The organism is Streptomyces sp. NBC_01276, from assembly GCF_041435355.1.
Lineage (GTDB): Bacteria > Actinomycetota > Actinomycetes > Streptomycetales > Streptomycetaceae > Streptomyces.
The window spans coordinates 7,324,533-7,346,387 of sequence record NZ_CP108442.1; the positions used below are offsets into that span (position 1 = coordinate 7,324,533).

The 21,855-nt window shown below is 73.5% G+C and carries 19 protein-coding genes; 12 read left to right on the plus strand and 7 right to left on the minus strand.

Features of this window, described 5'->3' with window-relative positions; translation table 11 throughout:
* Nucleotides 1-6: 6 nt before the first annotated feature.
* The 5 genes from OG295_RS32950 (at nucleotide 7) to OG295_RS32970 (ending at nucleotide 5,148) form a co-directional block, all read left to right on the plus strand.
* Entirely contained in the window at nucleotides 7-1,200 is a 1,194-nt protein-coding gene (locus tag OG295_RS32950; protein ID WP_371680277.1) for a cytochrome P450, read from the plus strand.
* A 120-nt stretch (nucleotides 1,201-1,320) separates the two neighbouring features.
* Nucleotides 1,321-2,586 (plus strand): VWA domain-containing protein, encoded by a 1,266-nt coding sequence (locus tag OG295_RS32955; protein WP_371680278.1) that lies wholly within the window; start codon nucleotides 1,321-1,323, stop codon nucleotides 2,584-2,586.
* A complete protein-coding gene (locus tag OG295_RS32960; protein ID WP_371680279.1) occupies nucleotides 2,586-3,380 on the plus strand; it encodes a hypothetical protein in 795 nt (264 codons plus the stop codon). The genes OG295_RS32955 and OG295_RS32960 overlap by 1 nt, the downstream gene beginning before the upstream one ends.
* Before the next feature lie 126 nt (nucleotides 3,381-3,506).
* Nucleotides 3,507-4,424 (plus strand): MurR/RpiR family transcriptional regulator, encoded by a 918-nt coding sequence (locus tag OG295_RS32965; RefSeq protein WP_371680280.1) that lies wholly within the window; start codon nucleotides 3,507-3,509, stop codon nucleotides 4,422-4,424.
* 337 nt (nucleotides 4,425-4,761) lie between these two features.
* Nucleotides 4,762-5,148 (plus strand): hypothetical protein, encoded by a 387-nt coding sequence (locus tag OG295_RS32970; RefSeq protein ID WP_285525501.1) that lies wholly within the window; start codon nucleotides 4,762-4,764, stop codon nucleotides 5,146-5,148.
* Nucleotides 5,149-5,172: 24 nt separating this feature from the next.
* Here OG295_RS32970 and OG295_RS32975 read toward each other — a convergent pair whose 3' ends face one another.
* The gene (locus tag OG295_RS32975; RefSeq protein ID WP_371680281.1) at nucleotides 5,173-6,768 is read right to left on the minus strand and encodes a phospholipase D-like domain-containing protein; all 1,596 of its coding nucleotides are present in this window, start codon (nucleotides 6,766-6,768) and stop codon (nucleotides 5,173-5,175) included.
* A gap of 317 nt (nucleotides 6,769-7,085) precedes the next feature.
* Here OG295_RS32975 and OG295_RS32980 point away from each other — a divergent pair, with 317 nt between their 5' ends.
* A complete protein-coding gene (locus tag OG295_RS32980) occupies nucleotides 7,086-7,286 on the plus strand; it encodes a hypothetical protein (protein WP_030234442.1) in 201 nt (66 codons plus the stop codon).
* 66 nt (nucleotides 7,287-7,352) lie between these two features.
* On the opposite strand, the gene OG295_RS32985 is transcribed toward OG295_RS32980, so the two are convergent.
* Genes OG295_RS32985 through OG295_RS33000 form a run of 4 tightly spaced genes read right to left on the minus strand, consistent with a single transcriptional unit; the run spans nucleotide 7,353 to nucleotide 11,059 of the window.
* Nucleotides 7,353-8,462, minus strand: coding sequence for an aryl-sulfate sulfotransferase (locus OG295_RS32985; RefSeq protein WP_351029676.1), 1,110 nt, complete (start codon nucleotides 8,460-8,462; stop codon nucleotides 7,353-7,355).
* Nucleotides 8,463-8,517: 55 nt separating this feature from the next.
* Nucleotides 8,518-9,525 (minus strand): ABC transporter substrate-binding protein, encoded by a 1,008-nt coding sequence (locus tag OG295_RS32990; protein ID WP_371680284.1) that lies wholly within the window; start codon nucleotides 9,523-9,525, stop codon nucleotides 8,518-8,520.
* Nucleotides 9,526-9,566: 41 nt separating this feature from the next.
* The gene (locus OG295_RS32995) at nucleotides 9,567-10,283 is read right to left on the minus strand and encodes an ABC transporter ATP-binding protein (protein WP_359928447.1); all 717 of its coding nucleotides are present in this window, start codon (nucleotides 10,281-10,283) and stop codon (nucleotides 9,567-9,569) included.
* Nucleotides 10,280-11,059, minus strand: a complete 780-nt coding sequence (locus OG295_RS33000) for an ABC transporter permease (protein ID WP_371680285.1) — start codon at nucleotides 11,057-11,059, stop codon at nucleotides 10,280-10,282. The genes OG295_RS32995 and OG295_RS33000 overlap by 4 nt, the downstream gene beginning before the upstream one ends.
* A 130-nt stretch (nucleotides 11,060-11,189) precedes the next feature.
* On the opposite strand from OG295_RS33000, the gene OG295_RS33005 reads away from it, so the two are divergent.
* Entirely contained in the window at nucleotides 11,190-11,762 is a 573-nt protein-coding gene (locus OG295_RS33005; RefSeq protein WP_371680286.1) for a helix-turn-helix domain-containing protein, read from the plus strand.
* A gap of 9 nt (nucleotides 11,763-11,771) precedes the next feature.
* Here OG295_RS33005 and OG295_RS33010 read toward each other — a convergent pair whose 3' ends face one another.
* Nucleotides 11,772-12,275: a GNAT family N-acetyltransferase gene (locus OG295_RS33010; protein WP_371680287.1), complete on the minus strand. Its 504-nt coding sequence runs from the start codon at nucleotides 12,273-12,275 to the stop codon at nucleotides 11,772-11,774.
* A 29-nt stretch (nucleotides 12,276-12,304) separates the two neighbouring features.
* Complete coding sequence (locus tag OG295_RS33015) at nucleotides 12,305-14,911, minus strand: serine hydrolase (protein ID WP_371680288.1); 2,607 nt, start codon at nucleotides 14,909-14,911, stop codon at nucleotides 12,305-12,307.
* Nucleotides 14,912-15,161: 250 nt separating this feature from the next.
* On the opposite strand from OG295_RS33015, the gene OG295_RS33020 reads away from it, so the two are divergent.
* From OG295_RS33020 to OG295_RS33040, 5 genes are all read left to right on the plus strand, one after another.
* On the plus strand, nucleotides 15,162-15,581 hold the full coding sequence (locus OG295_RS33020) for a GntR family transcriptional regulator (RefSeq protein WP_266836529.1): 420 nt from the start codon (nucleotides 15,162-15,164) through the stop codon (nucleotides 15,579-15,581).
* Nucleotides 15,578-16,528: an ABC transporter ATP-binding protein gene (locus OG295_RS33025; RefSeq protein WP_371680289.1), complete on the plus strand. Its 951-nt coding sequence runs from the start codon at nucleotides 15,578-15,580 to the stop codon at nucleotides 16,526-16,528. Before OG295_RS33020 ends, OG295_RS33025 begins: the two co-directional genes overlap by 4 nt.
* The gene (locus tag OG295_RS33030; protein ID WP_371680290.1) at nucleotides 16,525-17,478 is read left to right on the plus strand and encodes an ABC transporter permease; all 954 of its coding nucleotides are present in this window, start codon (nucleotides 16,525-16,527) and stop codon (nucleotides 17,476-17,478) included. The genes OG295_RS33025 and OG295_RS33030 overlap by 4 nt, the downstream gene beginning before the upstream one ends.
* A gap of 182 nt (nucleotides 17,479-17,660) precedes the next feature.
* Nucleotides 17,661-18,437: a class I SAM-dependent methyltransferase gene (locus OG295_RS33035; RefSeq protein ID WP_371680291.1), complete on the plus strand. Its 777-nt coding sequence runs from the start codon at nucleotides 17,661-17,663 to the stop codon at nucleotides 18,435-18,437.
* A 195-nt stretch (nucleotides 18,438-18,632) separates the two neighbouring features.
* A complete protein-coding gene (locus OG295_RS33040) occupies nucleotides 18,633-21,851 on the plus strand; it encodes a TIM-barrel domain-containing protein (RefSeq protein ID WP_371680292.1) in 3,219 nt (1,072 codons plus the stop codon).
* Nucleotides 21,852-21,855 lie beyond the last annotated feature (4 nt).

A 21,855-nucleotide genomic window follows, 5' to 3' on the forward strand; every position in this document is an offset into this window, starting at 1 on the left:
GAACAGATGCCCGTGGTCGACATCAGCTCCGGCGCCGAGGACTTCGCCGCCGACCCCTACTCCTTCTACGCGGCGCTGCGCGCGGCCGGACCGGTCCACCGGGTCGGCGGCGGCTCCCCCGACGACAGCCCCTGCTGGATCGTCGTCGGGTACGAGGAGGCCCGCCAGGCCCTGAGCCACCCGTCCCTGCTGAAGGACTGGCGCAGCGCCGGGACGTTCCCCGGCATCGAGCCCACCGCGGCCAACTCCAACATGCTGGAGTCCGATCCGCCCCAGCACACCCGGCTGCGCCGCCTGGTGGCCCGCGAGTTCACCGGCCGCCGGGTCCAGACGATGCGCCCGCTCGTCGAACGGACCACCGGCGAGCTCCTCGACGCCATGGCCGCCCGCCCCGAGCGCACCGCCGACCTGGTCCGGGACCTGGCCTTCCCCTTGCCGATGACGGTGATCTGCGAGCTCCTCGGCGTCCCCGACCTCGACCGCGACCGCTTCCGCCACTGGTCGAACGCGGTCGTCACCCCGCTGCCGGGCACCGTCGGCAACGAGGCGCACCGGCAGTTGAGCGGTTACCTCGCGGAGCTCGTCGCGCGGAAGGCCGCCCACCCGGGCGACGACCTGTTCAGCGCTCTGATCCGGACCCGCGACGAGGACGGCGACTCGCTCTCGCCCGACGAGCTGATCGGGATGGCCTTCCTGCTGCTGGTCGCCGGCCACGAGACCACCGTCAACCTCATCTCGAACGGCGTCCGCGCCCTGCTGGCCCACCCCGCCCAGCTGGCCGAGCTGCGCGCCGACCCGGACAAACTGCTCGACGCGGCGGTGGAGGAGATGCTCCGCTACGACGGCCCCGTCCAGAACTCCACCTACCGCTACGCCGCCACCGACGTGCAGCTCGGCGGTGTGGTCATACCCGCCGGGTCCATCGTGCTCGCCTCGCTGGCCGGGGCCGACCGCGACCCCGGCCGCTTCGCCGACCCGGACGTCTTCGACATCCACCGGGCCCCGCAGGGCCACCTCGCCTTCGGACACGGGCTGCACTTCTGCATCGGCGCCCCGTTGGCCCGCATGGAGGGCAGGATCGCGGTGCGCGGCCTGCTGGAGCGCTTCCCCGGGCTGGCCGAGGACCCGGCGGCCGGACCCCGCCAGTGGCTGCCCGGCAGCCTGATGCGCGGGGTGAGAAGCCTCCCGGTGCGCTGGTAGCCCGCGTCCCGTACCGGCGGCCGGGGGCGGCCCGACCGCCGTACCGGGCCGCCCCACGGGTGAACGCCGCCCGCCGGGGGACGTTTTGGTTTGCCGTCGGATCCTCAATACGATCCGGCGATGATCACAAGAAAACGGCTGGCGGCCGGGGCCTGCGGCCTGTTCGTCGCCTTGACCGCGGGGCTCCTGCCCACGAACGCCGTCGCCGCCGACGGACCCGCGAAAGAGCCCCCCAAGGTCGAGCTGGTGCTCGACGTCAGCGGATCGATGCGCGCGACCGACATCGACGGCCAGTCCCGGATGGCCGCCGCCAAGCAGGCCTTCAACGAGGTCCTGGACGCGGTGCCCGACGAAGTCCGGCTCGGCATAAGGACCCTGGGGGCCACCTACCCCGGTGACGACCGGGCGCTGGGCTGCAAGGACACCAAGCAGCTCTACCCCGTCGGCACGGTCAACCGCACCGAGGCGAAGACCGCCGTCGCCACCCTCGCCCCCACCGGCTGGACGCCGATCGGCCCCGCCCTGCAGGCCGCCGCCCAGGACCTCGACGGGGGCAACGCCACCCGCCGCATCGTGCTCATCACCGACGGCGAGGACACCTGCGCCCCGCTCGACCCGTGCGAAGTGGCCCGCGACATCGCGGCCAAGGGCATCCACCTCGTCGTCGACACCCTCGGCCTCGTCCCCGACGCCAAGACCCGCGCCCAGCTCACCTGCATCGCGGAGGCCACCGGCGGCACGTACACCTCGGTGGCGCACACCGCCGAACTCTCCGGCAGGGTCAGACAACTGGTCGACCGGGCCGCCGACCCGGTGGTCACCCCGGTGGCCACCGAGGGCGCCAAGCAGTGCGAAGGCGCCCCGCAGCTGAAGGCCGGCCTCTACAGCGACCGCGAGACCTTCGGCGAGCACCGCTGGTACCGCGTCGACGTCCGCCCCGGACAGGAACTGCGCGCCTCGGTCAGCATCGGCGCCGACCGCGCCGTCAACAACGACTACGGCGTCCTGCTGCGCGCGTCCACCGTCCACGGGCGGGAGATCGTCCGGGGTTCCGAGGCCGGCGACGGCCGCACCGATGTCGTCTCGACCGGCCTGCGCTACCCGAAGGCACCCCTGGACGGGGACGCCTCGAAGACCCCGGAGACCGTCTGCCTCCAGGTCAGCAACTCCTTCTCCGCCGGTCCGGCCGTCAAGACCGCGCCCGGCATGCCCGTCGAGCTGACCATCGACCTGGTCGACGGCCCGGACGAGCCCTCCGACGTGGCCTCCTTCGGCCTCGGCCGGGGCTGGTGGCTGCTGGGCCTGCTGGTGCTCACCGGTCTGCTCGCGGGGCTGGTCTGGGGCTGGATCTCGCGCTGGCGCATCTCCGTCTGGAGGACCAACTGATGCGTACCGTACGCACCCTGACGGCCGCCCTGCTGGCGGGGGCCGCCCTCCTCGCCCCGGCGTCCGCCGCCACCGCCGCCCCGAGCCCCACGCCGAGCGCCGGCCAGAAGGGTGAGGGTCCCACCGAGGCCGGCACAGGCTTCCGCACGGCGACCGCGTTCCGTCCGGGCCAGAAGGCCACCGCCGCCGGCTCCACCGGCGACTACCTGTACTGGGTCCTGCCCGTGGACGCGGGCCAACGGGCCACCGTACGGGCTGCGGTGACCCTCCCGGAGTCCGCCGCCCGGCACGGCGCCTCCACCTGGCGCCTCGACGTCTACGACGGGCTGCGCCGCCGACAGGCCTGCACCTACGGAACCCAGACCGCCGCGGCGGCCCGGGAGGCCTCCACCGTGGAGCTCGACTGCGTGCTGCGCACGGTCCGCTCCGGGGCCGAGGCCTGGTCCAACGATCCCCTGCCGGGCAGCTACTACGTCCGCCTGACGGTGGCCGGGCTGCCCGAGGAGGACCTGGGCCTGCCCGTACGGGCCCAGGTCGAGGCCGAGATCAAGGAGATGGGCGGCGCCGCAGCGGTGGACGCGGCCCTGGCCGAACCCCTGGTCCCGGGCATCACGGGCGCCTCCGAGCAGCAGCGCGCGGCGCGCGCGCCCGAGGACGGCTGGTCCGGCGGCTGGTGGTCCGACCGGTGGCTGTGGACCGCCGCCGGAGGGATCCTCGGCGCCCTCGCGGGCATCTACGGGTACTCCCTGACCCGGGGCTCGGGCCGGCCCGGACGGCCCCGGTCCGAGGCCTGACGGGACCGGAGGGAGAGGGGGCCGTCCAGTCCGCAGGACGGGACGGCCCCGCACGGCACAATGATCAACCGGCCACGGAGCGTGGGCTATGTTGGAAGGCGAGTGACGTGAGAAGGAGGCCCTCCGGTGTCATCGGGGCAGCAGGCGCGCGCACAGGCGGCCGCGATCACGCCGGGCACGGTCCCGCAGGAGCGGGAGAAGCCGCCGGCCGACCGGCTGCTCGCGCTCTTCGACGGCCACCGGCTGTCCCCGGGCCAGCGGCGGATCGCCCAGTACCTGATCGACCACCTCACCGAGGCCGCGTTCCTCTCCATCACCGAGCTCGCCGAACGCGTCGGGGTCAGCCAGCCCTCCGTGACCCGTTTCGCCGCCGCGCTCGGATTCAGCGGCTATCCCGCGCTGCGCGAGGTGCTCCAGCCGATGGCGCTGAGCGCGGTGGCCGGCACCCCCGACAGCCGTGAGCAGATCCGCCACAACGAGCTCCAGGCCGCCGTCGACGCCGAGATCGAGAACCTGGAAAGCGTGCGCCGGCTGCTCGCCGACACCAACCGGGTGCTGGAGATCGGCCGGGACCTGGCCCACTCGGTCCCGCTGACGGTCCTGGGCCTGCGGATCTCGGTGTCCCTCGCCGAATACTTCGCCTACGCCGCCCGCCGCATCCACCCGGACGTCCGCGTGGTGACCCGGGGCGGCAGCGTGGCCTACGACGCCCTGCTCCAGTCCCGGGCGGCCGGCGGCAGCTGGGTGATCGCCTTCGCCATGCCCCGGCACGCCAACGAGACCCTGGCGGCCCTGCGGGCGGCCCGCAGCACCGGCCTGCGGGTCGTGCTGATCACCGACCCCACCCTCGGCCCGCTGGTGGAGGAGGCGGACGTGGTGCTGACGGCCGGCGCCGGATCCCGGTTGGTCTTCGACTCGTACGCGGCTCCCGGCATGCTCTCCGCCGCCCTGCTCCAGGCGATGGCCGACGCCGATCCCGAGCGGACCCAGGCCCGGCTCGAACAGTACGAGCAGGTCGCTGACCAGCACGGATTCTTCCTCTAGCGGGCTCGGCGGAGGCCTCGGGGGACCCCCGGCGGCAGGCGGATATTCACCGCCCGGCCATGTATGAAATTTTTCATACCCTTGCGTACTCGACGGTATATATGTTTACTGACGGCGGCGTTCCGGATCCACCAGATGCCAGGGAGGGCGACCCCACGTCCTCTTCGAACAGCCACCCAGTACGCCGCTCCTCCTCACGGCGCGACCGGGTGACGGGTCAGGGCTTTCGGATCCGGCGGAGCGCCCCCCTGGCGGCCTCGGTCAACCCCTGGGCCGAGGCCGCCCCCCTACGCAGTGTCTCGATCAGTGCTTCGACCACCACTCGGAAGTGACGAGAATGTCCCAGACGGCCACCCTCACGCGCAGCCCGGACTGGCCCCTCCAGGTGAAGTCCCCCGGCTCGCACGACTGGGAGCGCAGCGCCACCCGCTGGCTGCGGGACCTGCTCCCGGCCCGCTACGGCAGCTACCTGACGCTGACCCGTCACCACGCCCTGCTCGCCCGCCACGTCCAGCTCCAGCTGCAGCACGAGATGCGCGCGGTGCGCGTGGCCCTGCACACCAGCCGGGCCGAGCTGCCGATGATGGGGGTCGCCGAGTCCGTGATCGAGAACACGATCAGGATGTACGCCATCGAGCTCGAACAGCTCGGCCGCCTCTCCCGGGGCGTCCGCCTCGTCTCCGAGGCGCTCCTCGTGGGAACCCCGGCCCAGCGCAAGCGCTGACCCGGGGCGCCCCGCCGCCGGGCGTCAGCCCTGGCAGATGCCGCGCGCGTAGTCGTACGTGGCGGTCGCCTGCGAGTACTTCCACTGGGAGGCGAGCAGGCCGTCCGCCAGCTGCTTCGCGGCGGCCGGGCTCTCGACGACGTAGCCGAAGTCCTGGAGCCAGGACGGGTACAGGTTCTTCGAGCCGATGTAGAAGGCCGAGTCGTCCACCGAGACCAGCTTGTGGTGCTGGGCGTACGGCTTGCCGTCCGCCCACGTCGCCTTGTCGGAGGCGCGGAACGTCGCCAGCTGCAGACCGTCGCACATCGCGGCCTTCGCCCGGCCCGCGTCGCCGGTCAGGGCCTGGAGGCGGCCCCGCAGGACGTCGCTCACCTCGGACAGCGACTTGATCTGGGAGTAGCCGTCACTGCCGACCGCGCCCCGGTTCGCCGGGTCGCTGACGACGATGCGCACCTTCACCCCGGCCGCCAGCTTCGCGGCGAGGGCGTCGTAGAGCCGGATGTCGTAGCGGGGCAGCGGCGGGCAGGTCGCGTTCAGGTCCTGCTGGGAGATCTCGATGTGCCCGGTCGCGCTCGCGACCAGCGCCCGCAGCGCGCTCTCCTCCGGGTTGACCGTGTCGTAGTCCCGGTCGGCGTTGGTGTTGTCGTGCACCCCGATGACGCACTTGGTGTCGGGGGCCGTCGGCAGGACGGGCTTGAACGCCGAGGTCGGGTCGCTCTGCCGGATGCCGACGCCGAGGCCGCCGACCGCCAGGGCCGGGACGTCCCCGCCGCCCGTCGGGGCCGCGGGGCGGGGCAGGGTGGGCATGCAGCCCGCGTTGTTGGAGGACGCGAACCAGACGCTGGCCCAGCTGCTCTTGTTGCGGCAGGTCCAGTCCCACAGGGTGTCGAGGTAGCGGCCGGCCGAGCCCGCCGCCGGACCGGACAGCGCGAGATCGACGTCGTTCACCGGGTGGGCGGTGTCGAGGTAGTCGTCCTTCCAGCTGTTGATGCCACCGGTGATCACCGAACCGCCGTCCACCACCACCAGCTTGGAGTGGTTCCAGGAGAAGCCGGTCTTCGAGGTCGTCATCGACGCCACGTTCAGCGTGATGTTCGCCGCCGCGGGCCCCAGCTTGGCCACCATCTCGTCGCGGTACGAGGACGGGATCACATTGGCGTGGTAGATCGGCGCGGCACCGACCAGGATGCGCACCTGGAGCCGGTTGCCCTTCTGCGCCGCCTCCTTCAGACCGGCCACGATCGCGTCCTGGAACCCGCCGTTGGGGAAGGGGGCCAGGGTGGATATGTCCACGCTCTGCCGCGCCTGCGCGATGTCCTCGCGCATCTTCTCCAGCAGCCGGCGGGAGCCGGGGCGCTCGGTGCAGGCCGGGTCGCCCCAGCAGCCGGGGCTCTGCAGCAGCCAGTCGGAACCGCCGGGGGCGGAGGCGCCGAGGCGGTTGCCGGCGGTGCGCTCCCAGACCGAGCCCTCCAGGCCGGGGGAGACCTGGCGCAGGGTCTGCTCCACCGCGTCCAGGTGCGGGGTGGGGGAGTCGGCGTACGCCGGGGCGGCGGACAGCAGGGCGAAGGAGGAGAGGGAGAGCGCGAGCGTGAGGGCCGTCGTGCGGACGGTGCGTGCCAATGTGGTTCCTTGGATGGGGGTGGCTCAGGCCGGACGGCACCGGGAATCGGGCCCCAGCCTTGATCAACTCGCGCAAGTTACCAGCCCGTAGGGCGTTGTTCATCTCCGTCCGTCGGCTTCCGGCCACCTCCGGAGGGACCCCTCTGCGGGCATGGCCGAAAAGTGCTGACGGAATCGCGGCGTCCGGTGGGCCGTCGGGGAGCAGGCGTATCGGCCATTCGGATTGGAGTCGGCGCGACGCGGAACGCCGCCCGGACAGCGGGAGCCCCCCGCCCTACCTTCGGGGACTGTTCCGCTTCTTCCCGAAAGGTGCATCCATGCGATCTGTCCGTTCCGCATTCGCCGTCCTCGCCACCGCCGCCATCGTGCTCGCCGGCGCGGGCGCCGCGAGCGCCGACGTGAACGTGACCGTCCCGGAAGGCAGCCAGTACAACCTCGTCTTCGGCGACTGGTTCCAGTTCGCCGCCGACGACATCTTCAACGCGGGCAAGGACAACACCGTCGGTTCCAACAACTGACGCGACGAGCCGTACGGGCCCGGCCCGCCCCCGGTCGTACGGGGGCGGGCCGGGCCCTGCCGCGCGTCAGAGCCAGGGGATCTGCTCCGCCCCGTACCGGTAGGCGCGGAAGACGGAGTTCTGCGCGCCGCGCGAGGACTCCAGGCCGGTGCCGCGGCTGAACGAGCCGAACTCCGGCACGACGAACTCCCAGACCACGTCCCCCTCGGGGGTCACCTCGAAGAGCCGCCCGAAGGAACCCTCGGCGATGAACGTGTTGCCGTTGGGCAGGCGCTGGGCGCTGGACATGTACGGGCTGTAGAAGTTCTGCGGCGGATTGTCCTCGTACGACCACACCTGCTCGCCCGTCGTCGGGTCGAGCTCCAGCACCCGCGAGTACGGCACGGACGTCGTGTCGCGGTAGGTCCCGTTGTCGAACACCAGAATGGTGCCGCCCGGCAGCTCGTGCGGGTGGTGCTGCTGCGCGAGGACGTCGGGGCCTATCCGCCAGCGCACGGAGCCGTCGGCGCGGTCCACGGCCACCGTCGTCGACGCGCTGCGGAAGCCCACGACGATGCCGCCGTCGGCGAGTTCGTTGACGGTGTTGGCCATCGGCCAGTGCTCGCGGGCGAAGTGCGGGTTGAGCGGTACCTCCTCCGGGTCGAGGTGCTCGATCGCCGCCCAGCGCCAGACCGTCTCGCCCTCCCAGGTCAGCTCGTACACCACGTCCCCGTAGATCACCCCGCCCGGTGCCTCCGAGCCGGGGATGCCGCCGCGGATCCGGGCCGCGTCCGCCGGGGACAGCGGCTCCACGACGGTGATCAGCAGGTTGCCGTTGCGCAGGACGGAGGCGTCGTGGTGGTGGAAGGGGTGGCGGACCTCGCGCAGCACGGTGGAGTCCGGGGCGAGTTCCTGGAAGATGCCGCCGTGGTAGACGTCCCAGATGGGGAAGAGGCTCGGGCCGCCGGTGTCCTTGGCCGCGTAGAAGAGGGTGCCTCCCGGGAGCAGCTGGGCCTGACGGCCGGGCGGGTGCGGGGAGTTCCAGGTGTGGGCGGGCTCGCCGTCGATGCCGACGAGGTGGATCCGGCCGTCACCGGTGATCGGGGTGTAGAGGGTGTAGCCGCCGAAGCTGCGCCGCGGATCGTGGGCGCGCAGGCCGGTGCCGCGGCGGCGCAGGGTGTTCTGGTCGACGCTCATGGAGGGTCCTCCCTGGGTGGGTGGGGTGGGTGGGGTGGGTCGTACGGGGGCCGGTTCAGGGGGTGGTGACCGTGACGGCCGCCGGATCGGCCGCCCGCAGGGGGCCGGGCCGCAGCCGGGCCGACAGCGCGGACCGGTCGGCGGCGCCCGGCAGGGACCGGGCGGCCTTGGCCCAGGCGGCCTCGTCCGACAGATCGGCGAGCAGCTCGGGCGTCAGGCTCGCCCCGTAGGCGTAGCGGGGCTGGAAGGCGTCGACGTACCCGGCCTGGAGCGCGCCCTTGGACTGGGCCACCACGGCCGCCCGCGCCGCGGCCGGATCGGCGGCGGCGGCGCGCTGCGCGCCGAGCACCGTGCGCAGGACGGCGGTGGTCTCCTCGTCGCCCGCCGAGGGGCCCGCGACGAGGAGGGTGTGGGCGGTGTAGCCGGTGAAGGGGAGCTCGGCGTAACGGGCGCCGAGGGCGGTGCGGGCGGCGTCGTAGAAGCTGGGGAAGGTGACGCCGGCGTCGACGTCGCCGCGGGCGAGGGCGGGGGCGACCTGGTTCGGGGCCAGGTTGACCACCGTCACGTCCGCCAAGGTCAGCCCGGCGGAGGCGAGCATCCGGGACAGGGCGTACTCGACGTTCGTGCCCTGCGGGACCCCGACCTTGAGGCCCTTGAGCGCGCCGAAACCGGTGACGGAGCGGTCGGTGCGGGTGAGCAGGCGCCAGTCCGAGAAGCGGGACAGGTCGGCCACGATCCGCACGTCGCGCCCGCCGAGCGCGGCCGTGACCGCGGGCAGGTCGCCCACGACCCCGAACCGGGCCTGGCCGCCGAGGACGGCGTTCAGTGCGTCGCGGCCGGTGGGCAGGGTGGTCAGGGTGGCGTCGAGGCCCTCGGCGGCCCAGAGCGAGCGCTCCTGGGCGAGGTAGACGGGCGCGGCGGCCAGCTGGTCGCTTCCGGCCAGGGTCACGGCGCGCCGTCCGCCGCCGCCCCCGGCCCCGCCGTCGGCGTCGGCGCAGGCGGTGGCGAGGAGCGGGAACAGCGCGGCCAGCAGTACGACGGCCAGCGCGCGGGGTCTGGGCATGGTGGGTTCCTTCCGGGGATGGGGGATGGGGGATCGGGGGTTCAGGGGGTGGTGAGGTGGGCCGCGACGCTCTCGCGCAGGGCCGGGTCCGGGGGGCCCGCAGGGACCGGGTGGTCCGCGAGGACCCGGCCCGGGGAACCTCCGAGGACCACCACCCGCCCGGCCAGGGCGAGCGCCTCGTCGATGTCGTGCGTCACGAACAGCACGGTGGTGCCGCTGCGCTCCCACAGCTCGCGCAGCAGCGCCTGCATCCGCGTCCGCGTCAGCGCGTCCAGGGCCCCGAACGGCTCGTCCATCAGCAGCACCTCCGGCCGCGCGGCCAGCGCCCGCGCCAGCGCCACCCGCTGCTGCATCCCGCCGGACAGCTGCGCCGGGTACTTCTCGGCACCGTCCGCCAGCCCGACCTCCGCGAGCGCGGCCAGGGCCAGTTCGCGCCGGCGCGCACGCGGCAGTCCGAGCCGTTTGAGGGCGAACTCGACGTTGCCGCGGGCCGTGCGCCAGGGGAAGAGCGCGTAGTGCTGGAAGACCACGCCCCGGTCCGGGCCCGGCCCCGTCACCTCCGTACCGCCGGCCGTCACCCGTCCCGTCGCGGGCCGCACGAAACCGGCGACCGTGTTCAGCACCGTGGACTTCCCGCAGCCGCTCGGCCCGAGCAGCGCCGTGAACGACCCCGCAGGGAACACCAGGTCCGTCGGCCGCAGCACCGGCGCGGCCCCGTACCCGACCGACAGCCCCTCCAGCCGTACCTCCAGGCTCATGACGCGCTCCAGTGCACCCAGCGACGCCCGACGGCGGCCAGCAGCAGGTCGGCGGCCACGCCCAGCAGCCCGAGGACCAGCAGCCCCGCGAACATCCGGTCCACCCGCAGGAACTGGCCGTCCACCTGCAGCCGGTACGCCAAACCGCTGTCCGCGCCGCCCAGTTCGGCGGCGACCAGTGCCAGCAGGGCCACCGAGGCCCCGTAGCGCAGGGCGGCCAGCAGCGCGGGCGCCGCGGCGGGCAGCAGGACCTCGGTGAACCGCCGGTGCAGGGGCGCCCCCAGCGACCGGGCGGCCCGCAGGTGCGACACCGGTACCCGCGACACCCCGTCGTGCACGTAGAGCCAGACCGCGAGGAGGACGGCGTAGGCGATCAGCAGCCGCTTGGCGTTCTCGCCGATGCCGAACCAGGCGGTCGCCAGCGGCACCAGCGCGACGGCCGGGATCGGGCGGAGGAAGGAGACCACCGGCGTGACGGCGGCCGACAGCCGGGGAAGGTACCCCGTCGCGAAGCCGAGGGCGCCACCGGTCACCGCCCCCAGCGCGAAACCCTGCCCCGCGCGGGTCAGGCTGGCGCCGAGGTCGGTGGCCAGGGTCCCCTCGCGGGCACTGTCCCCGAGGGCCGCCGCGGTGTCGGCGGGGGAGGGCAGCAGTCCCGGGGCCACCGCCCCGGACCGGGCGAGCAGGTACCAGAGCGCGAGGACGGCACCGGCCGCGCCCAGGGCCGGGCCGAGCCGGCCGAGGGCCCGGCCGGCGGGGGAGGGGGAGGCTTGCACGGGACGACTCCTCGGGGGTGTTAATAAGTGAGGTCAATAATTGACCACGCTTATCAACGGGGTGTTGCGGCGGTGTGAAACCGTCCGGGTCCACCCGGGCCCGTGCGGGCGATGGGATACGTTCACCTGCGTGTCTCGACCCGAACCCACACCCGAAGCGCTGGAGGTCGGCCGGGCGATCCGCGAGTGCCGCACCGCGCGCCGCGTGTCCATGGCCGCGCTCGCCACCCGCTCGGGCCTCTCCCAGCCCTTCCTCAGCCAGCTGGAACGCGGACTGGCCACCCCCAGCCTGAGCTCGATCTACCGCATCGCCGAGGCGCTCGACGTCACGCCCGGTACCTTCCTGCGCCCCCCGGAGCGCCCCGGAGTCGTCAGCCACGAGAGCGACCCGCAGGTGATCCGGGTGAGCGAGGCCGCCGGACAGGTGGCGCGGGTGCTCATCCCGGGCGGACGCAGCGGCCTGATGGAGGCCTACGAGCACCACTTCGAGCCCGGCCGGGGCGAGCGCGGCTGGTTCGCGCACCCCGGCGAGGACTTCCTCTACGTACTGGAGGGCGAGGTCCTGCTCGAAGTCGAGGGCGAGGAGCCCTTGTTGCTGCGAGCGGGCCGGAGCGCCCACCACCGGGGCGACCTGCCGCACCGCTGCTCGCTGCCGGAGGGCGGCTCGGCGGCCCGCACCCTGCTGGTCATCGCGAACGCGTAGCGGCGTCCCTCACGCGGGGGCGGCGTAGCACCGCACGGTCACCGTGCGCCCGGGGCCCCAGTGCTGCTCGACGCTTCCCAGCGGGCTCCAGCCGAGGCGGTCGTAGAGGGCGACGGCCGCCGTGTCGGAGGCCAGTACGTCGAGCACGGGACGCAGTCCGCGCGCCCGCGCCTCGCGCACGGCCCGCCCCAACAGCAGGGCGCCGGCCCCCAGACCCCGCGCGGCCGGGGCGACGAAGAGCCGGCCGACCACGGCCACTGCCTCCACGGGTGCGCCGGACCGCCGGCACCACAGCGCGGGCGCGGCATCGTCCGGCCGGCTGCGGGAGAGCGCCACATGACCGGCCGTCGTCCCGTCGTGCCCGGCCACCCAGGCGTCGAGGAGCGCCGGCGGTGACAGCCACCGCTCGGGCCGCTCCGGCCAGTCCACGGGATAGCCGTCGCTGCGGTGGACCTCGGCTAGCACGCGTGCGCACGCGCCGAGGTCACGGGGTTCACGGCGCCGGACGTCCATCCCGCCATGCAACCACGAGGGCCGTGCCGTCAGGACAGCCGGGTCACCCGCGTGCCGAACGACGGCTCCGCCAGGTCCTTGCCCACGGCCACCGGGACGCTCCTCGCGCCCTCCCCGTCGCCGACCGTCAGCACACCGACCTCGGTGCCCGCCTTCGCCTCGTGCGGCAGGGACTTGCCGCCCGCGCCGAGCGAGAGCTTCAGTCGCTGCCCCGGTACGCCGATCACGGAGAGGTCCTTCGTGGCCACCAGCGGGGTGCGGCCGCCGAGCCCGTCGTCGACGTAGCCCACCGTCTGCCCCTTGCGCACGGCGGGGGCCTCGGCGAGCGCGGCGCGGACGGCCCCGATGACCTTGCCGCTGTTCTCCTTCACCAGCTCCAGGCTCCGCCGGGCCTCCGGGTCCGGCCCGTCCACGTGCTGGTCCATCATGGTGCCGAGGATCAGTTGGGTCTGCGTCCCGACCGTCTTGTACGCGGCCCACATCAGGGTGCCGCCTGCGGGGGTGCTCGAACCGGTCTTGATGCCCTTGACGCTCAGGTCGCGGTCGAGGAGCAGGCTGGCGTTGTTGTTGAGGAGCGGCTCGGACAGACCCGGGATGGTTTCCTGCGGCAGGGCGACCACCGCGCGGAACACCTCGTCCTTCATCGCCGCCTCGGCGAGCTTCAGCTGGTCGGCGGCGGTACTGACGGTGGCGGCGTCCAGGCCGCTGGGATCCGTGTACGTGGTGTCCTTCATCCCGAGCTCCTTCGCGGCGGCGTTCATCTTCGCGACGAAGGCGTCCGTGGTGGTGGAGCCGGTGTCCCAACGGGCCAGCAGGCGGGCGATGTTGTTGCCCGACGGGATCATCAGCATCTTGAGCATGTCCAGCTGGCTGTACTTCGTCCCGGCCGTGAGCCCCTTGATGCGGGACTGGTCCAGGGCGTTTCCTTCGGCCGCGGCCGCCGCGTCCACCTCGATACGGGGGCCGGCGTCGTTCTTGCGCAGGGGGTGGCCCTTGAGGATCACGTACGCCGTCATCACCTTCGCCACGCTGGCCGTCGGCATCGGCTTCTGCTCGCCGAAGGTGGCGACGTCACCGGAGCCGGGCAGCCGGACGGCACCCTGGCCCTTGGCCGGCCACGGGATCGTGGTGGTTCCCTCCAGGGTGTACGAGGACTCGCCGCCCGCCAGCATCGGGGCGGGCAGCGGGCGCACCAGCTGCGCGGCGACGGCGACGGCGCCCAGCAGCAGCACGAGCGGCGTCCACACCTTGACCCGGCGGGTGAGGGTGCGGCGGGGGGTCTCCGGCGGGGGAGCGGTGTTGGTCAGCTCGGCCAGCAGTTCGAGCGGGGGCAGCGGCGCCTCCCGCGTCACCTCCGGCCAGGCGGGGGGCTGCGGCCGGGGCGGCTCGACGGCCTCGGGCGCGGGCGCCGCCCCGCCGTCGAGCTCCTTGAGCGCGACGAACCGACTGGTCCGCTCGGCGTCGCTCTCCTCGTCACCGTCGGCCCGGCGGGCGGGAGCGACGCCGGTCCCGTCGCCCTTCGTCCGGGGTCCGCCGGCGGCACCGGGCGCGGCGGGGGCGGCGGCGGCTGCGGTGGCGCCTGCCGCGGCCGGCTTCCGCGGCCCGTCGGCCGTGCTGGGACCGTCGCCCTCGGGTGCCTCCGGGCCGTCGTCCTCCGTGTCCCGCGCGGGGCGGGCGGAGGCTTCCTCGGCGGAGTCCGCCGCGGAGTCCACGTTGCCGGGCGGGGTGGACTTCCCGGCGGCGGGCTTCTCCGCCGGCTGGTCCGCGGGCTCGTTTGTGTCGCTGTCGCTGTCGCTGTCGCTGTCGCTGTCGCTGTCGCTGTCGCTGTCGCTGTCGCTGTCGCTGTCGCTGTCGCCGTGTTCCGGTCGGGTGGGGGTGGCCGAGGTGTCCTTCGCGTCGTCGGGGGCCCCGGCCGTCGACGCTGCCGGGGACCGCGGATCGGCCGGGCCGTCGCCCTGCGGGGCGGTGGCGGCCGTGGCGTCCGGGTCCCGGGACCCGGTGGGCTCCTGGTCCTCGGGGTCGCTCATGGCGGGCGCGGCGTCGGCATCGGTGTCGCCGTCGGCGTCCCGTGCGGGGGCCGTCTTCGCGTCCGGGTGCTGGGGGTCCGCCGTGCCGGGCCCCTCGGACTGCCGGTCCTCGGGGGCGCCTTCGGCGGCGGTCGTCGCGGGGTTCGCCTCGTCATCCGACGCCGAACCCCCACGCGGGGCGGGAGCGGATTCCTTCGTCCCGGTCCTGGCCCAGGAAGGGGCCGGCCTCCCGGTGGCGGAGGGCTTCCCTTCGGCGGGGTCGCCCTCGGCAGAGGCCCCGTCGGACTTCGCGGCTGCCGCGTCTCCGCCGTCGACGCCGTCCCGCTCCGGACGTCGCCCGGAGGTCTCCTGCGACGGGTCGGCTCCCTCTGTCCGCGGCGCGGCGGAGTCGGAGGTGGGGCCGGTACCGGCCTCCTCCGCATCCGCATCCGCATCCGCACGGGTATCGGTATCGGTATCGGTATCGGTGGCCCCGGCGGGGTCCGCCGGGGTTCCGTCCGGAGTTTCCCGAAGGGCGCCGGGTTCGGTCACACCGTCCCCCTCAGCCGCCCGCAGGGCACCCGGCACGCCCTCCGGGTCCGTCCGCTCCGTCACCGTCTCCGCCTTCATCCAGCGCCCCACCTTGCTGCTCACACCCGGCCCGGCCGGTTCTCGCCGTAGTCGTCATCACCATCGGCGCGGCCGCAGGCCGGCCCGCCGATCACCTAGATGTGCCGCGCACCCTGCGCGTTCCCCCGGTTCGAACCTGTGACCGTTCGGTCATACTCCCGCCTCCGCCGCTCCCTTCGGCATCCGGTTTGACGCGCCCGCGATGACTCTGCACTATTCCACTAACGTGTTAGTGGAATGAGGTGGAGGTATGGAGTTCCGGGTCGACCGGCGCAGCGGCGTCGCCACCTACCTGCAGCTCGTGACCCAGGTGAAGCAGGCGCTGCGCCTGGGCGTGCTGGAACCGGGGGACCGGCTGCCGACAGCCCGTGAAGTGGTCGCGGCCACCGCGATCAATCCCAACACCGTCCTCAAGGCGTACCGGGAGCTGGAGCGCGAAGGGCTCGTGGAGCCCCGTCCCGGCGCGGGCACCTTCGTACGCCGGTCCCTGTCCCGCCCCGAGGCGGCGGCGGACTCCCCGCTGCGCACCGCCCTGGCCGCCTGGATGGTCCGGGCGCGCGAGGCGGGCCTGGACCGGGAGGACATCACGGCGCTCATCACGGCCGCCGTGGAGGACAGCTTCAACAACTCCGGGCCCCGGCCCGGACCGTCGAGAGAGGACACGGCGTGAGCGATCCGACCCACGCGCCGGCACTACGGGCAACCCGGCTCGGACGGGCGTACGGAGGCCGGCCGGCCCTGCACGCGTGCGACGTCGAACTGCCCGCCGGGCACATCACCGCACTCGTCGGCCCCAACGGGGCCGGCAAGAGCACCCTGCTCCAGCTCGGTGCCGGGCTGCTCCGCCCCGACAGCGGGCGGATACACGTCTTCGGCCACGCCCCCGGCACCGCCGTGGCCCGCCACCGCACCGCGTTCCTCGCGCAGGAGAAGCCGCTGCACGCCCGCTTCACCGTCGCCGACACCCTGCGCCTGGGCCGCATGCTGAACCCGGGCCGCTGGGACCAGGCCGTCGCCGAACGCCTCGTACGCTCCGGGGACATCCCCCTGAACGCCCGCGTCGGCGCCCTGTCCGGCGGCAACCGCACCAGGGTCGCCCTGGCCCTGGTCCTCGGCAAGCGCGCCGATCTGCTCCTGCTGGACGAGCCGCTCGCCGACCTCGACCCGCTCGCCCGTCACGAGGTGATGTCCCTGCTCATGGCCGAGGCCGCCGAGCGGGGCACGACCATCGTGATGTCCTCGCACGTCCTGGCCGAACTGGACGAGGTCTGCGACCGCGTGCTCCTCCTCAAGGGCGGCGTCCCCCGCCTGTCGGGTGACATCCAGGAGCTCTGCGACGGGCACGCCTGGCTCACCGGGCGCGCCGACCCGATGGAGAAGGACGGACTGCCACGTGCCTTCGACCGCGGCGCGGTCGTGCATTCCGCCGTCAGCGGCCGTCAGGTCACCGCCCTCGTCCGTACGGCGCCCGGCGCCCCGCTGCCCGCGGGGACCGATGAGCGCTGGATCGTCGAAACCCCCTCCCTGGAAACCCTGTTGCTCGCACACCTCCGCGGCGCCGCGACCCCCGCGACCCCCGTGACCACCGCCCCGACCACCGAGGAGGCCGCCGCGTGAAGGGCGTCCTCTGGCTGGCCTGGCGCCAGCAGCGGCCGATGATCCTGGCGGGCGCCGCCGTGCTGGTCGCCTGCGCGGCCTGGGTGGTCTACCGGCGCTCCGAGATGATGTCGCTGATCGACGCCACCGGATGGGTGCCCTGTCCGGGCTGGAACGGCGGCTGCGAGAGCCCCGCCACCTTCCAGATCATGGACGGCAACTCCACCGGGATCCGCGCGCTCGGCACCCTCGGGCTCGCACTGCCCGCCCTCATCGGCGTGTTCTGGGGCGCTCCGCTCATCGGCCGGGAGCTGGAGACCGGCACGATCAAGCCGGCCCTCACCCAAGGGGTCGGCCCGCGCCGCTGGTTCGCCGCCCGCTTCGGTCTCGCGGCGCTCTTCACCCTGCTCGCCTCGACGGTCATCGCGGCCCTCGTCGCCTGGTGGTGGGCCCCCATCGCCAACACCCTCGACGGGCCGTACTGGCACGACCCCTCCATCTACAACGCCACCGGCCCGGCCTCCGTGGCCTGCGCCCTCTTCGCGCTCACCGTCGGCACCCTCGCGGGACTGCTGGTGCGCCGGGTACTGCCCGCCATGGGCGCGGCCCTGCTGGCGATCGGCACGGTCATGGCGTTCGTGACCTACTTCCGCCGCAGCTGGATCGACCCCGAGACCCGGATCACCCCGGGCATGACGCCCAAGCGGCCCGTCGGAAGCGCCTGGTCCACCGGGGAGTTCGGCTACCTGACGCCCGACGGGCGCGAGCACTCCATCTGGAACGTCTGCCAGACCTCGGGGGAGGAACTGCGGCAGTGCATGGCCGAGCACGACTTCGTCGCCCGGTACCACAAGGTCTACCCCAGCGGCGACTTCTGGACGTTCCAGTGGATCGACACGGCCCTCTACGCGGGCGCCGCCGCCCTGCTCCTCGCGCTCACCGTCGCCCTGCTGCGCCGCCGCCTCGCCTGACGGCCGCCGCGGCCCGACCCGCAGCGGCGGCGGCCCCGTACCACCCCGTACCACCCCGTACCACCCCGTACCACCCCGTACCACCCCGTACCACCCCGTACCACCCCGTACCACCCCGTACCACCCCGTACCACCCCGCACCGTCCAGTTCGCCTTCCGCCCGCATCCCAGGGGGACCCCTCATGGCAACGAAGAAGAACCTCACCGCCGACCGCGCGAGCGTCGGCCACAAGGTCCGTTACGCGCTGAGCAACCCGACCCGCATCGCGCCGTACGTCAGGCGTGCCGCGCGCGACAGCTGGCTGCGCTTCAAGCACCCCGACCACGTGGGCTACTACCGGGCGGTCATGGCCTCCGACACCGGTCGCAACCCGGAGGCCGCGGTCGGCAGCCAGACCCACGACCGCTGGCTGGCCCTCGGGAAGATGCAGTTCGACTACCTCCTGGAGCACGGGCTCGCCCCGCGCCACCGGATGCTCGACATCGGGTGCGGGAACCTGCGGGCGGGCTGGCGCTTCATCGACCACCTGGAAACGGGCCACTACTACGGCATAGACATCTCGCCCGACATCCTCATCGCCGCCAAGCGCACGCTGACGGACCGGGGACTTCAGGCCAAGTTGCCGCACCTGACCATCACCCAGGACCTGACCCTCGACTTCCTGCCCGACCGCCACTTCGACGTGGTGCACGCGCACAGCGTGTTCTCCCACTCGCCGCTGTCGATCATCGACGAGTGCCTCGCCCACGTGGAACGGGTCCTGGCGCCGGGCGGCCGGTTCGACTTCACCTTCGACCGTACCGAGGGCGCCGAGCACCAGGTCCTGCGCGAGGACTTCTACTACCGCACCCAGACCCTCGTCGACCTGGCCGCCGGGCACGGCCTCAAGGCCCGGTTCATGGACGACTGGGAGAAGCTCGGCCACGGCCAGTCCAAGATCCGCGTCACCGCCGCCTGAGACCGCGCCACGGCCCGGGCCGGGAAGCCGCCGCTACGGCTCCCCGGCCCGGGCCGTGGTGTCACATGCTCAAAACTGCGTGCATGGAGACCACTTCGAGCAACTTCCTTCAAAAAGGCCACTGCTCTCGGCTATCTTGCCGAGAGCATGCCAAAGCGGTGTGTCCGCGACCCGGACCGCACGAGGAGCTGCCCGATGAGTGTCATCGACCCGCCACCCCAGCCCCGCCGCCCCGCCCGCCCCGCCCGCAGGTCCCCGCTCGCGGCCGTGCTCGCCGCGGCCCTCGCGATCGCCGGACTCGCCGCCGCCGGTCCCGCCACCGCCCGCGCCGCGGCCGCACCGGCGCCCGCCGCCCCGGTGTCCACGGCCGGTTCCGTCACCGGCCTCGCGCAGGCGGGCGGCACCTTCACCGTCAGCACCACCAGCGGCGCGAAGGCCCGCGTGGTCGTCGCCCGCGCCGACATCTTCCGGCTCTGGCTGTCCCCCGACGGCTCCTTCTCCGACGACCCGGCCGGCTCCGACCTCGCTCCCACCACCGACTTCGGCCCCGTCGCCGCGACCTCCACCGACGCGGGCACGTACTACCGGATCACCACCGGCGGCCTGTCCATCCACGTCAACAAATCGCCCCTGCGCTTCTCCGTCTTCCGCGCCGACGACTCCACGCCCGTCTGGGAGGAGACCCAGCCCACCAGCTGGGGCGGCGGCCACACGACCCAGTACCTGGCCCGCGGCGCCGACGAGCAGTTCTACGGCACCGGGCTGCGCCTCGGCGAGTGGGCACTGCGCGGCAAGACCGTCCCGGTCGCCGTCGACAACAAGTGGCGCGAGAACGACAACGCCAGCCCCGCCCCCTTCTACATGTCCACCAACCGCTACGGCGTCATGCGCAACACCTGGGCCCCGGGCTCGTACGCCTTCGACGCCCCCACCACCCTGACCCACGACGAGAACCGCTTCGACGCCTGGTACTTCACCGGCGACTCCCTCAAGTCGGTCCTCGACGCGTACACCGACGTGAGCGGCAAACCCTTCCTGGCCCCGGCCTGGGGCTTCGAGCTCGGCAACGCCGACTGCTTCAACGCCTCGAACCCGGACTACCAGGGCGACCACAACCGCCTCCGCCACCAGACGACCGCCGACGTGGCCGGCTATGCCGCCGACGCCCGCGCGGCCGACATGCCGTCGGGCTGGTTCCTGCCCAACGACGGCTACGGCTGCGGTTATACGGCCCCCCTGAAGTCCACCGTCGACGCCCTGAAGGCGAAGGGCTTCCAGACCGGCCTGTGGACCTCCACCGGCCTGGGCTCCATCGCCGACGAGGTGGGCACGGCCGGCAGCCGGGGCGTCAAGACCGACGTGGCCTGGATCGGCGGCGGCTACAAGTACGCCTTCAACGGAGTCCAGCAGGCCGTCGACGGCATCGAGAAGAACTCCGACGCCCGCCGCTACGTGTGGACCGTCGACGGCTGGGCCGGTACCCAGCGCAACGCCGTCGTCTGGACCGGTGACACCAGCGGCACCTGGGACGCCATGCGCTGGCACGTCCCCGCCATCGCCGGAGCGGGCCTGTCCGCCCTCAACTACGCCTCCGGCGACGTCGACGGCATCTTCGGCGGCAGCCCCAAGACCTACGTCCGCGACCTGCAGTGGAAGGCCTTCACCCCCGCCTTCATGACCATGTCGGGCTGGGGCGCCGTCAACCCGTCGGCCGGCTACCAGGACAAGCAGCCCTGGCGCTTCGCCGAGCCGTACCTGTCCGTCAACCGCAAGTACCTCCAGCTCAAGATGCGGCTGATGCCCTACCTCTACACGATGAGCCGGGCCGCCCACGACACCGGCGTCCCCAGCACGCGCGCCATGGTCCTGGAGTACCCCGACGACCCGGTCGCCCGCGGGAACCTCACCAGCGGCCAGTTCATGGCCGGGGACTCCTTCCTCGTCGCCCCCGTCGTCTCCGACACCTCCGTCCGCGACGGCATCTACCTGCCCGCAGGGACCTGGACCGACTACTGGACCGGCAGGACGTACGCCGGACCGGGCTGGCTGAACGGCTACCAGGCCCCCCTCGACACGCTCCCGCTGTTCGTCAAGGGCGGCGCCGTCGTCCCGATGTGGCCGCAGATGAACCACACGGGGGAGAAGCCCGTCTCCACCCTCACCTACGACGTCCACCCGCGCGGGAACTCCACCTTCAGCCTCTACGAGGACGACGGCCGCACCCGTGCGTTCGAGTCCGGCGCCTACGCCCGCCAGCGCGTGGACGTCACCGCGCCCACCACCGGCTCCGGCACGGTCACCGTCTCCGTCGGCGCGCCCGCCGGCTCCTACGCCGGACAACCGGCCTCGCGGGGCTACGAGTTCACCCTCCACGTGGCCTCCGCCCCCGCGGCGCTCACCGTGGACGGGAGCGCACTGTCCCGCCTCGGGTCGAAGGCCGCCTACGACTCGGCCGCCACCGGCTGGTTCTTCGACCCCGCCGACCGCTCCGGGGTCCTGTGGGTCAAGACGGGCACGAAGAGCGGCGCGTTCACCGTGACCGCCACCGGTACCGCCGTCCCCGCGGCCGACCCGGTCCCCGCCGGCTCCGCGCCGATCCCGCAGACGGCCTGGAGCCTGGTCTCCGCCGACAGCCAGGAGACCGCCGCCGAGAACGGCGCGGCCCGCAACGCCTTCGACGGCGACCCGTCCACGATCTGGCACACGGCCTGGTCCTCCGGCAAGCCGGCGGCCCTCCCGCACGAGATCCGCCTCGACCTCGGTGCCCGGTACACCGTCGACTCCCTCGGCTACCTCCCGCGGCAGGACGGCGGGGTCAACGGCCGGATCGGCGGGTACGAGGTCTACGTCTCCGACACCACCGCCGACTGGGGCACCCCGGCCGCCGCCGGCACGTTGGCGGACACCCCGGCCGCCAAAACCGTCCCCCTCGCCCCCAGGACGGGCCGCTACCTGCGCCTGCGGGCCCTGACCGAAGCGGGCGGGCGCGGCCCGTGGACCAGCGCCGCCGAACTCACCCTCACCGGCCGGCCGACGCCCTTCCCCGCTGACGCCACCCTCGTCAACTCCGCCTCCACGAGCTGTCTGGACCTCCCGCACAGCGCCACCGCCCCCGGGACACGGCCCACCCTGTACACCTGCCACGGCGGTCCGAACCAGCGCTGGACCCTCCAGCCGGACGGCCGCCTCACCGGCCTCGCCGGGGTCTGCCTCGACGGCACCGACCCCGCCGCGGTCACCGTCCAGACCTGCGCCGGCACGCCCGGCCAGAGCTGGCAGCCCGGCCCGGACGGCAGTCTCCGTACGGGCGGCCAGTGCCTGACCCCGGCCGGATCCGGCACCGCCGACGGCACCGCCCTCACCCGCGCCGCCTGCGCCGGCACCCCCGCCCAGCGCTGGACCCTCACGCCGTGACGCC